The organism is Mesorhizobium temperatum (assembly GCF_002284575.1).
GTDB lineage: Bacteria > Pseudomonadota > Alphaproteobacteria > Rhizobiales > Rhizobiaceae > Mesorhizobium > Mesorhizobium temperatum.
Genome location: NZ_NPKJ01000048.1, coordinates 185,365 through 199,361, shown reverse-complemented (window position 1 = coordinate 199,361; position 13,997 = coordinate 185,365). Strand labels below are relative to the sequence as shown.

Below are 13,997 nucleotides of genomic sequence, written 5' to 3'. Positions count from 1 at the left end.
AGGACCACGCGATGAAAGATCTTCTCGGCCTGATGGGCAAGGCGAAAGAAATGCAGGCCAAGTTCCAGGCCATGCAGGACGAGATCGCCACGTTGGAAGCCACCGGACAGGCTGGCGGCGGCCTGGTCAGCGTGACGCTGACCGGCAAATTCGAGATGAAGTCCCTGAAAATCGACCCGTCGCTGTTCAAGGAGGACGAGGTCGAGATTCTGGAGGATCTGCTTCTCGCCGCCCACAATGACGCCAGGGCCAAGGTCGAGCAGATGATGCAGGAAAAGACCCAAGCATTGACCGCAGGACTGCCGATACCGCCGGGAATGAAGCTGCCGTTCTAAGGTGTGTTGATAGTTATGCCGGTCGAGCGAGCCCATGGCTTGGCCCGGCAAGCCCACTCTGCGAAGGCTGCGACGCTCGAAGGTAACGGCATGCCGGTCGACTGAGCCCATGGCTCCAGCCTTGGGGAAGCCCCTCCTGCGGAGACCCTTAAATTTTAGGATCCATGCCGATACAGTGGCCATGGAGTGCCATGCCGCGATCCGGCGGTCGCTTGCTCCACCGGTGTGTCCATTAGGCAACTCCGCACACTTAATAACGCTTTAGCCATCTTTTTGCCTGAAAGTGTCTCATTCTTGCCGCAACCAGGGGCGGGCTGGCGACAGAATGAGGGGATATCTTTGATCGCGACCCGATGGAAGACGCCGTTGCTGCTCGGCGTCATCACCTCTCCGCTGTTTTTGGCCGCCTGCAGTCAGACCACGCACGGCCTGTCCGTGGCCAGCCTGACCGATGCCGTCAGGTCCCGGCCCTACAGCCACACACCGAAGGATAAGGAGTGCCTCCAGCGCGCGATGTTCTTCGAATCCAACCGGTCGAGCCGTGACGGCATGATTGCCGTCGGCACGGTGGTCATGAACCGGCTGCGCTCCGGCAAGCACGGCAACACCATCTGCCAGGTGGTCGGCGAGCGCGGCCAGTTCGCGCCGGGCGTGATGACACGGCGAATGAATTCGAAGGCGATGCCCGATGTCGAGGAAGCCGCCGAGGCGGTGCTCAAGGGCGAGCGCAAGGCCAAGCTGAAGAACTCGATGTTCTTTCACACCGCCGGCCTGCGCTTTCCCTACAAGAACATGCACTACACCATGGTCGCCGGCGGCAACGCCTTCTATGAAAAGCGCGGCCGGAACTGGAAACCGTTGCCGGACGAGCCCACGGTCGCCGTGGCGCAGGACACGCCGCGGGGGTCGGCGCGCGCCGCACCAGTGACGCTCGTGGCCTCCGCGGCGCCGGCCACCAAGGCAGAATTCGCCAAGGCAACATCCACCAACGCAACCTATGTAACCGCGGTCGCATCGCAACCGGCGATCCCCAAGAAGGCGACGCCGGAGAAGGCGACCCTTGTGGCGATGCAACAGCCGATGCAAGAGCCGGACGCCGCCCGTTTCGGCGGCACCGCCGGTGCGCGACCGGTCACGTCATTCCCGGCGGCGCCGGCCGAGCCGACCATGTCGTTTGAATCGACACCCGAGAACACCGACGCCATTGGCGCGATGATCGCCGGCCAGAGCCGGCCGCTGGAAGCATACTGAGGCTCGCAGTTGTTGCGCGTCCAAGATGACACTGTTCCAAAGCGCGCGGAAAAATCCTAAACCGACGCGATGTCGAAGCGAATCGCCGGTCCCGAGATCGAACGCCTGATCCAGCTCCTGGCCAAGGTGCCGGGGCTCGGTCCCCGCTCGGCCAGGCGAGCAGCACTTCACCTCATCAAGAAGAAGGAGCAGTTGCTGTCGCCGCTGGCCGCCGCCATGAGCGAGGCGGTCGACAAGGTGCGCATCTGCTCGACCTGCGGCAATGTCGATACGTCCGACCCTTGCATGATCTGCACCGATCCGCGCCGCGACGCCGGCACGCTGATCGTCGTCGAGGACGTGGCCGACCTGTGGGCGCTGGAGCGGGCGGCTGCCATGAATGTCCGCTACCACGTGCTCGGCGGCTCGTTGTCGCCGCTCGACGGCATCGGCCCCGAGCAGCTCAACATCCGCTCGCTGGTCGACCGTGTCGCCGGCGGCGAGGTCAAGGAGGTGATCCTTGCCGTCAACGCCACGGTCGAGGGCCAGACCACCGCGCATTATCTCACCGACCAATTGTCCGGCTTCGACATCAAGGTAACGCGGCTGGCGCATGGCGTGCCGGTCGGCGGCGAACTCGACTATCTCGACGAAGGCACGCTGGCCGCCGCGCTGCGCTCGCGGACGGCGTTTTGAGGAAGTTGGGGGGAAGGTGCTTCTGAAATGACTGCGTTCCGTCGCGCCCCCCTCTGTCCTGCCGGACATCTCCCCCACTTGGGGGGAGATTGGATGTCACGCCGGCTTTCGCCAACCTCCAGCGTTGGAGAAAAGGCGCCGGCGTCAGAGCTGCCGATCTCCCCCCTTGCGGGGGAGATGTCCGGCAGGACAGAGGGGGGTGGGAAGGATCGCTGCTTTCACAAAATAGCCGTCGCGTTTCTCCTCGTCGCACTGACTGCCTTCCTCCTCGCAGCCCCAGCTTTCGCAGCAAAAATCGATGACCAGTTCCGCACCTGGCTCAGCAGCGATCTCTGGCCTGAAGCCAGCGCCAAAGGCATCTCCAGAAAAACCTTCGACGCCGCTTTCGACGGCGTCAAACCGAACCTCAAATTGCCCGACCTGGTGATGCCGGGCAAAAAGGCGAAGACGCCGCAAAAGCAGCATCAGGCGGAGTTCGGTTCGCCCGGCGCCTATTTCGCCGAAAAGACGGTTCGCGCCGTGACCGCCGGTGGCCGCACGCGCAAGGCGGCCAATGCCAGGACGATCGCCGCGATCGAGAAGCGCTACGGCGTGCCGGGCGAGGTGCTGCTGGCGATCTGGGGCCGCGAGAGCGGTTTTGGCGCGGCGAAGATGCCTTACGACGCTTTCGAAGTGCTGGGCACCAAGGCGTTCATGGCGACCAGGAAGGATTTCTTCCGCACCGAGCTTATGGCGGCGCTCGAAATCGTCGAGCGTGGGCTGGCCCCGGTCGGCGCGATGAAATCGTCCTGGGCCGGCGCACTCGGCCAGCCGCAGTTCATGCCGAGTTCGTTCCTCAGACATGCCGTCGATTTCGATGGCGACGGTCGGGCCGACATCTGGAACTCGGTGCCGGACACGCTGGCCTCGATCGCCAACTATCTCGTCCACTATGGCTGGGTGAAGGGCCGCGGCTGGGGCTTCGAGGTGACGGTGCCGGAAGCGGTCTCCTGCTCGCTCGAAGGTCCGGACCAGGGCAAGCGGATTTCCGAATGGGCTGATATGGGCATCAAGCGCGTCGCGGCAAGACCGTTTCCGGCGCGCGAGTTGAAGGCCGAAGGCTTTCTTTTGATGCCGGCCGGGCGCAACGGTCCGGCCTTCATCGTCACGCCCAATTTCTACGTGCTGAAGCAATACAACACCAGTGATCTCTACGCCCTGTTCGTTGGCCATGGCGCTGACCGCATCGCCCACGGCGACAGCAATTTTTCAGGGCGCTGGGGCGCGGTCGGCGGGCTCCACAGGTCGGACATCGCCACATTGCAGCGGACGCTGGAGGCGAACGGCTACGATGTCGGCAGCGCCGACGGTTTGCCCGGTTTCAAGACCCGCCGCTCGATCGGCAAATGGCAGGCGAAGAGCGGTCGCGCCGCCACCTGTTTTCCCGACTCCGACCTGGTCACTGCGTTGAAATAGCTGCACTCCGGGTGTCGCTTCCGGCGGTTGTGGCTGCCTGATCTGGTCCAACAAACAGCTTTGCAAATGCTCGTTGCCGCGCTTGAAAGCGCCGGATATGGTGAGGCGGAACTGGGCAAAAATTGCCGCGACAACCGGTCCAGGGCCATCGTTCAGCCCGGCAAAGAACGCTGCAACCCTGAGCCGGGAACTCAGGTCAACAAAAAAGGGAACAGTTTGAAATGATAATGGAAAAGTTTGCTCTACGCTCCCGCTTCTTGCTCGCGGGCGCGGCCATGTCCGTGCTGCTTTTGGCCGGTTCACCTGCCCTTGCGGTCACGCCCGCCGACACGCTGGTCGAGGGTTTCGCGATCGACGACATCATCTCCATGGATCCGGGCGAGGCGTTCGAGCTGTCGACCGCCGAGGTCACCGGCAACACCTACGATCTTCTTGTCCGCCTCGATCTCAGCGATACCGCCAAGGTCAAGGGCGATCTCGCCGAAAGCTGGACTGTCTCCGACGACGGCCTGACCTACACGTTCAAGCTCAAGCCCGGCCTGAAATTTGCCTCGGGCAACCCGATCACGGCGGCGGACGTCGCCTACTCGTTCGAGCGCGCCATCAAGCTCGACAAGAGCCCGGCCTTTATCATCGGGCAGTTCGGCATCAATGGCGACAACGTCACTGAGAAGGCCAAGGCCATCGATGATACGACGTTCCAGTTCACCGTCGACAAGGCGTATGCGCCGAGCTTCGTCCTGAACTGTCTGTCGGCAACCGTCGCCTCGGTCGTCGACGCCAAGCTGGTCAAGGAGCATGTCGCCGCGGTGACACCCAGCGCCGACTACAAATACGACAATGATTTCGGCAATGCCTGGCTGAAGACCGGCTATGCCGGCTCCGGCGCCTTCAAGCTGCGCGAATGGCGGGCCAACGAGGTCGTCGTCATGGAGCGCAACGACAATTATCACGGCGAAAAGGCCAAGCTTGCCCGCGTCATCTATCGCAACATGAAGGAAAGCTCGGGTCAGCGTCTGGCGCTCGAGGCCGGCGACATCGACGTTGCCCGCAATCTCGAGCCAAACGACCTCGACGCCATCGCCAGGAACGCCGATCTCACCACCACCAGCGCGCCAAAGGGCACGGTCTTTTACATCAGCCTCAATCAGAAGAATCCGAACCTCGCCAAGCCCGAGGTTCGCCAGGCCTTCAAATATCTCGTCGACTATGATGCCTTGAGCTCGACCATCCTCAAAGGCATCGGCGAGATCCACCAGACCTTCCTGCCGAAAGGCGTGCTCGGCGAGCTGGACGAGAATCCTTTCACGTTCGACGTCGCCAAAGCCAAGGAACTGCTTGCCAAGGCCGGCCTCGCCGACGGCTTCAGCGTCACCATGGACGTGCGCAGCAGACAGCCGGAGACAGGCATGGCCGAATCGATCCAGCAGACGCTGGGACAGGCCGGCATCAAGCTGGAGATCATTCCCGGCGACGGCAAGCAGACGCTGACCAAATACCGCGCCCGCAATCACGACATCTATATCGGCGTGTGGGGCCAGGATTATTTCGATCCGAACTCCAACGCCCAGACCTTCGCCAGCAACCCCGACAATTCGGATGAAGGCAAGACCAAGACCTTGGCCTGGCGCAACGCCTGGGACATTCCGGACCTGACCAAGGAAACGGAAGCGGCCCTGCTCGAGAAGGATTCGGCCAAGCGCGCTGCAATGTACCAGGACCTGCAGAAGAAGATCCTCGAAACCAGTCCTTTCATCGTCATTCACCAGCAGCTGGAAGTGGCCGGCCTGCGCAAGAACCTCAAGGGCTTTGCGCTCGGCCCGAGCTTCGACACCAACTTCGTCGGCCAGATCTCCAAGGAATGATGCCGGCGGACGCGCCGTATGAGCACGGTTGAAAGCGAAGCGACGGCAGGGCGCGGCAGCGCCCGTGCTGTCGCTGTCGCGTCGTCGATCGCCCGCTTCCTGGTCATCGCGATAACCACCTATCTCGGTCTTCTCGCGGTGACCTTCTTCATCGGACGGGTCATCCCGATCGACCCGGTGCTGGCGGTGCTCGGCGACCGGGCGCCGGCCAATGTCGTCGAGCGGACGCGTCGCGAGATGGGGCTCGACCTGCCGCTGATCGAGCAGTTCTACATCTATGTGAAAAATGCCCTGAACGGCAATTTCGGCACGTCGGTGCTGACCACCAATCCTGTCATGACCGATATTCGCCGCGCTTTTCCGGCGACGATCGAGCTGGCGACGCTGGGAACTCTGATCGGTGCATTCATCGGTGTGCCACTCGGCGTGCTGGCCGCGGTCCGGCGCGGCAGCATCATCGACCAGATCGTCCGCATCATCGGCCTGGTCGGCTACTCCGTGCCGATCTTCTGGCTGGGACTGCTGGCGCTCGTGCTGTTCTATGCCAGGCTGCAATGGGTGGCTTTTCCCGGTCGCCTCGATATCGTCTACGAATACACCTTCACGCCGATCACCGGCTTCTACCTTCTGGATGCGCTGTGGCAGCGGCAGTGGGATGTGTTTCGCGATGCCTTCCGCCACATCATCCTGCCGGCCTCGCTGCTTGGCTATTTCTCGCTCGCCTATATCAGCCGCATGACGCGATCGTTCATGCTGAACGAGCTTGCCCAGGAATATATCGTAGCGGCGCGCGCCAAGGGCCTGTCTGAGACGCGCATCATCTGGGGCCACGCGCTGCGCAACGCGGCGGTGCCGATGGTCACCGTGATTGCGCTATCCTATGCCGGCCTGCTCGAAGGCTCGGTGCTGACCGAGACCGTGTTCTCCTGGCCGGGCATTGGCCTCTACATCACCAATTCCCTGCAGAACGCGGACATGAACGCGGTGCTCGGCGGCACCATCATCATCGGCTCGGTTTTCATCGGCATCAATCTCCTGTCCGACCTGCTCTACCGGGTGCTCGACCCAAGGACCAAGGTACGATGAGCGCAGAAGCGATACAAAGCCGTCGCGACTGGCTGCTCAGCGAGCGGCCGGCTTCGCGCATGCAGGCAAGGCTCGGCCGTGCCTATGTGGCGTGGCGGCGCTTTTCCGCTAACCGGCTGGCGTTTCTCGGTCTGCTCATCATCATCGCTTTGCTGGTGGTCGCCGCCTTTGCCGATGTGCTGGCGCCCTATTCGCCGACCATCGGCGACCTGAAGGGTTCGCGCCTGCTGGCGCCGAGCGCCGCGCACTGGTTCGGCACCGATGACCTCGGCCGCGACATCCTTTCGCGCGTCATCTTCGGTTCGCGCTGGACGCTCTACGTCGTCATTCTCGTCGCCGTCATTGCCGCCCCTATCGGCCTGCTGGTCGGCACCGTCGCCGGCTATGCCGGCGGCTGGATCGATGCGATCCTGATGCGCATCACCGACATCTTTCTGGCGTTTCCGAAGCTGATCCTGGCGCTGGCCTTTGTCGCCGCACTCGGCCCCGGCATCGAGAATGCGGTGCTCGCCATCGCCATCACCTCCTGGCCACCCTATGCCCGTATTGCCCGTGCCGAAACGCTCACCGTGCGCAATTCGGATTACATCAAGGCGGTGCAATTAATGGGCGCCTCGCCGTTTCGCATCGTGCTTCGCCACATCATGCCGCTCTGCATCTCGTCGCTGATCGTAAGGGTGACGCTCGACATGGCCGGCATCATCCTGACCGCAGCCGGTCTCGGCTTCCTCGGCCTCGGCGCACAGCCGCCGCTGCCGGAATGGGGCGCGATGATCGCGTCGGGCCGCCGCTTCGTGCTCGACCAATGGTGGGTGGCCGGTGCACCGGGCTTTGCCATCCTCTTCGTCAGCCTCGGCTTCAACCTGCTCGGCGACGGTTTGCGCGACGCGCTCGATCCCCGCAGTGGCGACCAATGAGCACGCTTCTCGATGTCGACGATCTGCGCGTCACCTTCCCGACGCGCACCGGCCGGATCGAGGCGGTGCGCGGCGTCTCGTTCTCGCTCGGCCGCGAACGGCTCGGCATCGTCGGCGAGAGCGGTTCCGGCAAGTCGCAGACCGGCCGCGCCATTATGGGCCTGACCCCGCCGCAGGCCGAGGTCACCGCCAGCAAACTTGCTTTCGACGGCATCGACCTGCTCGCGGCCTCGCCCCGCGACCGCCGGGCGCTGCGCGGCAAGCGCATCGCCATGATCCTGCAGGACCCGAAATACTCGCTCGACCCGGTGATGAGCATCGGCCGCCAGATCGTCGAGACGCTGCGCACGCATGAGAAGGTCGGCCAGGCCGAAGCCCGCGACCGTGCGCTCGCCATGCTGGAGGCGGTGCAGATCCGCGATCCCGCACGTGTCTTCGACCTGCATCCGCACGAGGTGTCGGGCGGCATGGGCCAGCGCGCCATGATCGCCATGATGCTGATCGCCGGGCCGGAGATGATGATCGCCGACGAGCCGACCTCGGCGCTCGACGTCACCGTGCAGCTCGACGTGCTCGGCATCCTCGACCGGCTGGTCAGCGAGCGCGGTATGGGGCTGATCTTCATCTCGCACGATCTGCGCCTGGTCTCGTCCTTCTGCGACCGGGTGATCGTCATGTATGCCGGCAAGGTGGTCGAGCAGCTCAAGGCATCGGAGCTCGGCCGCGCCCAGCATCCTTACACGCGTGGCCTGCTCAACTGCATGCCCAAGATCGGCGCCGACCGTCACCCGCTGCCGGTACTCGACCGCAAGCCGGAGTGGGCGGCATGACATCAGCGCTTTCCGTCGACAGGCTGGAGGTGATCTTCGACCGGTTTCGCGCGCTGAAGGGCGTCAGCCTCGAAGTGCAATCCGGCGAATCCTTCGGCCTGGTCGGCGAATCCGGCTCCGGCAAATCGACGCTGCTGCGGGCGATCGCCGGTCTCGCGCCGGCCGCTTCGGGCAGCATCACCGTCAACGGGAAAAAACTCGGTGCGCGCCGCGACAAGGCTTTCTATCGCGAGGTGCAGATGGTCTTCCAGGACCCCTATGGCTCGCTGCATCCGCGCCAGACCGTCGACCGCCTGCTGCAGGAGCCGCTCGCCATCCACGGCTTTGCCGATGGCGAGAAGCGCATCCAGCGGGCGCTGGACGAGGTGGGGCTCGGCACCGGCTTCCGCTTCCGTTATTCGCATCAATTGTCGGGCGGCCAGCGCCAGCGCGTGGCGATTGCGCGTGCCCTGATCCTCGAACCGTCGATCCTGCTGCTCGACGAGCCGACCTCGGCACTCGATGCCTCCGTGCAGGCCGAGGTGCTCAACCTGCTGGAGGAGATCCGGCGGCGGCGCAAGCTGACCTTCCTGATGGTCAGCCACGACCTCGCCATCATCACCCATATGTGCGAGCGGCTGATGGTAATGCAGAACGGCGAGGCGGTCGAACACCTCACCGCGGGTGATCTCGTCGAGCGCCGCGTGACCAGGGATTATACACGCAATCTTTTGCGGGCCAGCGACGGGTTTGTGCGGACGTAGCCTTCAATCACCTGCGTCGCGTTCCTTCGCGCCCCCCTCTGGCCTGCCGGCCATCTCCCCCACAAGGAGGGAGATCGGCAGCTTCGTCGACGGCTTCCCTTCGGCGACGTTGGAGATTGGCGAAGCGATCAATGACAGCCAATCTCCCCACTCGTGGGGGAGATGGCCGGCAGGCCAGAGGGGGGCGCGAAGGAACATGACGCCAATGGCGGCAGGCCCAATCGCCTGCCGCCAGTGCCAACTTGAGGAAAACGTGAAATAAGGTCAGAACAATTCCCGGCAGTCATCCAAACGAGAACCGGCGCCGCCGGGTAAGGGACATCATGAAGAATTCAGCCATTTCCGAACGCAAGAACCAGTCGATTTCACGCGGCGTCGGCATGACCACGCAAATTTATGCCGACCGCGCCGAAAACTCGGAAATCTGGGATGTCGAAGGCCGCCGCTATATCGATTTCTCCTCGGGCATCGCCGTCGTCAACACCGGCCACCGCCATCCCAAGGTGATCGAGGCGGTCAAGGCGCAGCTCGACCGCTTCACCCATACCTGCCACCAGGTGGTGCCCTATGAGAGCTATGTCAGGTTAGCCGAACGGCTGAACGGCATGCTGCCGGGCAAATTCGACAAGAAGACGATATTCGTCACCACCGGCGCAGAGGCGGTGGAGAACGCCATCAAGATCGCCCGCAACGCCACCGGCCGGCCAGCGGTCATCGCCTTTGCCGGCGGCTTCCACGGCCGCACCTTCATGGGCATGGCGCTGACCGGCAAGGTCGTGCCTTACAAGGTCGGCTTCGGCGCCATGCCGGCCGATGTCTTCCACGCGCCGTTCCCGGTGGCGCTGCACGGGATCTCGGTCGCCGATTCGCTGGCCGCGCTCGACCGGCTGTTCAAGGCCGATGTCGATCCGGCCCGCGTCGCCGCCATCATCGTCGAGCCGGTGCAGGGCGAGGGCGGATTTTACGAGGCGCCGCGCGAGTTTATGACGGCGCTGCGCAAGATCTGCGACCAGCACGGCATGCTGTTGATCGCCGACGAGGTGCAGACCGGCTTTGCCCGCACCGGAAAGATGTTCGCCATGGATCATCACGAAGTGGCGCCCGACATCACCACCATGGCGAAAAGCCTGGCCGGCGGCTTTCCGTTGGCGGCGGTCACCGGGCGTGCCGAGATCATGGATGCGCCGAACCCCGGCGGGCTCGGCGGCACCTATGGCGGCAGCCCGATCGGCGTCGCCGCGGCGCATGCCGTGCTCGACGTCATCGACGAGGAGAAACTCTGCGACCGCGCCAACGCGCTGGGCGCGCGGCTGAAGCAGCGGCTGCAATCGATCCGCGACGACGCGCCGGAGATCGTTGATATCAGAGGCCCCGGCTTCATGAACGCAGTCGAGTTCAACGATGTGAAGAAGGGCCTGCCATCGGCCGAGATCGCCAATGCGGTCCGGCTGAAGGCGCTCGACAAGGGTCTGATCCTGCTCACCTGCGGCGTCTACGGCAACGTCATCCGTTTCCTGGCGCCGATCACCATCCAGGACGAAGTCATGAACGAAGCGCTCGACGTCCTGGAAAGCTCGATCCGCGAGGTCCGCGCCACCTGAGCGGATCGGCTGCCCTTCTCCCCTTGTTTGTGGGAGAAGGTGGATCGGCGCGGAGCGCCGAGACGGAAGAGGGGTGTTGGACGGAGTGCGGTCGGTGCCAAGCTGGAACACCCCTCATCCGACCGAGCTTCGCTCGGCCACCTTCTCCCACAACAAGGGGAGAAGGGAAGGATCAGCGCAGGAAACCGCCGTTCGCAGGCCGGCATCACCTGAATATCAACACATCGTTATTCAGCGGCGCGAACAGGCTCTTCCTGCTGGAAGGCGGCGAGCGCCGCCTTCAGCCCGTCCGGTCCCGTCGCAACCGTCTGCGGCGTCGGCGAGAAGCCGGCGCCGAGCATCTTGCGGCCAAGCATATGGTCGCCCGGCCGATTGACCGATTCGATGCCGAGCAGACGATTTCCAGCATAGTGATAGATGGAGAATCTGTTCTCGTTGACGTCGCCCAGCACGACATGGCTGTCGCCGCCCGAAATCAGGCCGACCATCTGCAGCTTGATGTCGCCGATGTCGGACCAGAACCATGGCACCGCCGCAAAGGCGTCCGCATGGCCGACGATGGTGCGGGCGGCGAGGCGCGCCTGGTCGGTGGCATTCTGCACCGATTCCAGCCGCACATCGCCGCCGGTGAGCCAGTGCCGGAAGGAGGCGGCATCGCCGATGGCGAGGATTTCGGGCACCGACGTGCGCATCTGCTGGTCGATGCGGATGCCGTTGGCGATGGTGATCCCGGCGGCTTGCGCCAGTTCGACATTCGGCACCACCCCGATGCCGATGATGACCATCTGTGCCGGCAGGCGCTCGCCGCTCGAGGTGACCGCGGCCGTGACACGGCCGCTCTCACCTTCGAGCCGCGCAATCGTGGTTCCGGTGAGGATGCGCACACCGGCGGCTTCCAGCCGCTGCCGCACGTGGCGCGCGATGACCGGCGCCACCGCCCGGCCGAGCAGCCGGTCGACCGCCTCGACCACGGTGACCTTGCGGCCGGCCGCCTTGAGCGTCGCGGCGATCTCCAGCCCGATGAAGCCGCCGCCGAGGATGACGACATCCTCGCTCTGAGCGCTCAACTCGCGGATCAGGCGCGCGTCGGCGAGCGAGCGCAGCGACAAAACGCCTGAAAAACCCGAACCCGGCAGCGGCAGAATGCGCGGTCGCGAACCGGTCGCCAGGATGAGCCGGTCGAACGGCAGCACGCCACCCCCTGATATCTCCAGCCTGCGGCCGCCGGCATCGATGCGCTCGATTCGAATGCCCGGCCGGTAATCGATCGCGCTGCCGGTATAAAACGCCTCGCCGCGCAGCGGCTGCGGTTTGGCCTCTTGATCCTTGATGAAGGTCTTCGACAGCGGCGGCTTGTGGTAGGGCAGTTCGTGCTCGTCACTGACGAGGATCACGGGTCCGTCGTACCCGTCCTCGCGCAGGCTGGCGGCCGCTTGCACGCCCGCATGACCCGCACCGACAATGACCACACCGTTTTTCATCGCAGCCCCAATTCCTTAATCCAAGTCTAGGACGTCTCGCCAAATGGCAATTGTCTGACGCCGCCGCAAGACCGCCTGTTCGGGTCGCACCCGGAATGGCGGTCCGTCAACAGTGCCGTTTAACGACGACACGGTAAAATACGGCTAAAGTTGACACTTGCAGTTTAGAATAATTCTAAACTGTTGTTTCGATTGGCTTTTCTCTCTGAAATTGGTTGACTTCCAGCGCCTTCATCGCTTTATGGAAGCTTGCTCGTCAAGCGCATCCCTTTGATGTCTGGGCCTTGAACCCTTTCGATTGGAGGCATTTCGATGTCTTTCTTCCGCAAACTGCGCTATGCCGCGGCCTGTTTCTCGCCCAATGGCATGGACCTGCCTTGGCGCCGATTGCCTGCCGACGCGCCTTTGGCGCCGGCATTTCACTGAATTCCGAGGAGATGACAATCATGAGAGCGATGATCACGGCACGATATGGCAGGCTCGCCGCGATCGGCGCTACGGCGGCATTGACGGCGGCGATATTCGTGCTGCCGGCCAAGGCGGAAACCGATGCTAAGGTGGTCATCAAGACCTATTCCGACATTGCGCTCGCCAAGTATGAAGATTCGCTGACCGCGGCGCAGGCGCTCGACAAGGCCGTCGAGGCGCTGCTTGCCAAACCTTCGGTGGAAACGCTGACTGCCGCCCGCGAGGCCTGGAAGGCGTCGCGCGTTCCCTATCAGCAGACCGAAGTGTACCGCTTCGGCAATGCCATCGTCGACGACTGGGAAGGCAAGGTGAATGCCTGGCCGTTGGACGAGGGGCTGATCGACTATGTCGCCGAGAACTACGGCACCGAGTCGGACGCGAATGCGCTCTACACCGCCAATGTGATCGCCAACAAGTCGATCGAGATCGACGGCAAGAAGGTCGACGCCACCAATCTGACGCCGGAGTTCCTCTCCGGCACGCTGCAGGAGGCCGGCGGCATCGAGGCCAATGTGGCGACCGGCTATCACGCCATCGAATTCCTGCTGTGGGGCCAGGACCTGCACGGCACCGGCCCGGGCGCCGGCGAGCGGCCCTATACGGACTACGATCTCGCCAACTGCACCGGCGGCAATTGCGATCGTCGCGCGCAGTATCTGAAGTCGGCGAGCGACCTTCTGGTTTCCGATCTGCAGGATATGGTCAACGATTGGAAGGAGGGCGGCGCCGCCCGCAAGAACCTTGTCGATGGCGAGCCCAAAGCTGGCATCTCGACCATCCTCACCGGCATGGGCTCGCTGTCCTATGGCGAACTCGCCGGCGAGCGCATGAAGCTCGGCTTGCTGCTGCACGATCCGGAAGAGGAGCACGACTGCTTCTCCGACAACACCTACGATTCCCATCTCTACGATGCCGTCGGCATTCGCGCCGCCTATCGTGGCAGCTACACGCGCCTCGACGGCACCGTCGTCGAAGGCCCCTCGGTATCCGACATGGTCAAGGAGGCCGATCCGGCGATCGACAAGGAGCTGTCGGACAAGCTGGATGTCACCGTCGCCAAGATGGAAGCCATCAAGGCGCGGGCGCTTGCCGGCGAGGCCTATGACCAGCAGATCGGCGAAGGCAACGCGGAAGGCAATGCCACCGTGCAGGCGGCGATCGACGCGCTGGTCGACCAGACCAAATCGATCGAACGCGCCGTCGGCACCCTGAAACTCAATGCCATCGCCTTCGAGGGTTCGGACAGCCTCGATGCGCCAGACAAAGTGTTCCAGTAAGGCGTCAAGGCCT

General features: G+C 63.6%; 13 protein-coding genes. 12 read left to right on the top strand and 1 reads right to left on the bottom strand.

The window, feature by feature from the left end; genetic code table 11:
• Positions 1-11 precede the first annotated feature (11 nt).
• The 11 genes from CIT26_RS16930 to CIT26_RS16875 all read left to right on the top strand — a co-directional run bounded on the left by CIT26_RS16930 (position 12) and on the right by CIT26_RS16875 (position 10,758).
• Positions 12-335: a YbaB/EbfC family nucleoid-associated protein gene (locus tag CIT26_RS16930; RefSeq protein ID WP_023802083.1), complete on the top strand. Its 324-nt coding sequence runs from the start codon at positions 12-14 to the stop codon at positions 333-335.
• Between the two features lie 339 nt (positions 336-674).
• Positions 675-1,586 (top strand): cell wall hydrolase, encoded by a 912-nt coding sequence (locus tag CIT26_RS16925; protein ID WP_095493629.1) that lies wholly within the window; start codon positions 675-677, stop codon positions 1,584-1,586.
• Between the two features lie 69 nt (positions 1,587-1,655).
• Positions 1,656-2,261 (top strand): recombination mediator RecR, encoded by a 606-nt coding sequence (gene recR, locus CIT26_RS16920; protein WP_023802085.1) that lies wholly within the window; start codon positions 1,656-1,658, stop codon positions 2,259-2,261.
• A gap of 177 nt (positions 2,262-2,438) precedes the next feature.
• Positions 2,439-3,716 (top strand): lytic murein transglycosylase, encoded by a 1,278-nt coding sequence (locus CIT26_RS16910; protein WP_095493628.1) that lies wholly within the window; start codon positions 2,439-2,441, stop codon positions 3,714-3,716.
• A gap of 66 nt (positions 3,717-3,782) precedes the next feature.
• On the top strand, positions 3,783-3,941 hold the full coding sequence (locus tag CIT26_RS35950) for a hypothetical protein (RefSeq protein ID WP_206072775.1): 159 nt from the start codon (positions 3,783-3,785) through the stop codon (positions 3,939-3,941).
• Positions 3,938-5,581 carry an ABC transporter substrate-binding protein gene (locus tag CIT26_RS16905; protein WP_095493627.1) on the top strand — a complete coding sequence of 548 codons (1,644 nt, stop codon included), beginning with the start codon at positions 3,938-3,940 and terminating at the stop codon, positions 5,579-5,581. Before CIT26_RS35950 ends, CIT26_RS16905 begins: the two co-directional genes overlap by 4 nt.
• 18 nt (positions 5,582-5,599) lie before the next feature.
• Complete coding sequence (locus tag CIT26_RS16900) at positions 5,600-6,667, top strand: ABC transporter permease (protein ID WP_095493626.1); 1,068 nt, start codon at positions 5,600-5,602, stop codon at positions 6,665-6,667.
• Entirely contained in the window at positions 6,664-7,584 is a 921-nt protein-coding gene (gene nikC, locus CIT26_RS16895) for a nickel transporter permease (RefSeq protein ID WP_095493625.1), read from the top strand. Before CIT26_RS16900 ends, nikC begins: the two co-directional genes overlap by 4 nt.
• Positions 7,581-8,414 carry an ABC transporter ATP-binding protein gene (locus CIT26_RS16890; RefSeq protein WP_095493624.1) on the top strand — a complete coding sequence of 278 codons (834 nt, stop codon included), beginning with the start codon at positions 7,581-7,583 and terminating at the stop codon, positions 8,412-8,414. Before nikC ends, CIT26_RS16890 begins: the two co-directional genes overlap by 4 nt.
• Positions 8,411-9,157 carry an ABC transporter ATP-binding protein gene (locus CIT26_RS16885; RefSeq protein ID WP_095493721.1) on the top strand — a complete coding sequence of 249 codons (747 nt, stop codon included), beginning with the start codon at positions 8,411-8,413 and terminating at the stop codon, positions 9,155-9,157. Before CIT26_RS16890 ends, CIT26_RS16885 begins: the two co-directional genes overlap by 4 nt.
• A gap of 323 nt (positions 9,158-9,480) precedes the next feature.
• Positions 9,481-10,758, top strand: a complete 1,278-nt coding sequence (locus tag CIT26_RS16875) for a 4-aminobutyrate--2-oxoglutarate transaminase (protein WP_095493622.1) — start codon at positions 9,481-9,483, stop codon at positions 10,756-10,758.
• A gap of 227 nt (positions 10,759-10,985) precedes the next feature.
• On the opposite strand, the gene CIT26_RS16870 is transcribed toward CIT26_RS16875, so the two are convergent.
• Positions 10,986-12,239: an NAD(P)/FAD-dependent oxidoreductase gene (locus tag CIT26_RS16870; RefSeq protein ID WP_095493621.1), complete on the bottom strand. Its 1,254-nt coding sequence runs from the start codon at positions 12,237-12,239 to the stop codon at positions 10,986-10,988.
• A 455-nt stretch (positions 12,240-12,694) separates the two neighbouring features.
• Between CIT26_RS16870 and CIT26_RS16865 the strand changes: the two genes are divergently transcribed.
• Entirely contained in the window at positions 12,695-13,984 is a 1,290-nt protein-coding gene (locus CIT26_RS16865; RefSeq protein ID WP_206072777.1) for an imelysin family protein, read from the top strand.
• Positions 13,985-13,997: the final 13 nt, after the last annotated feature.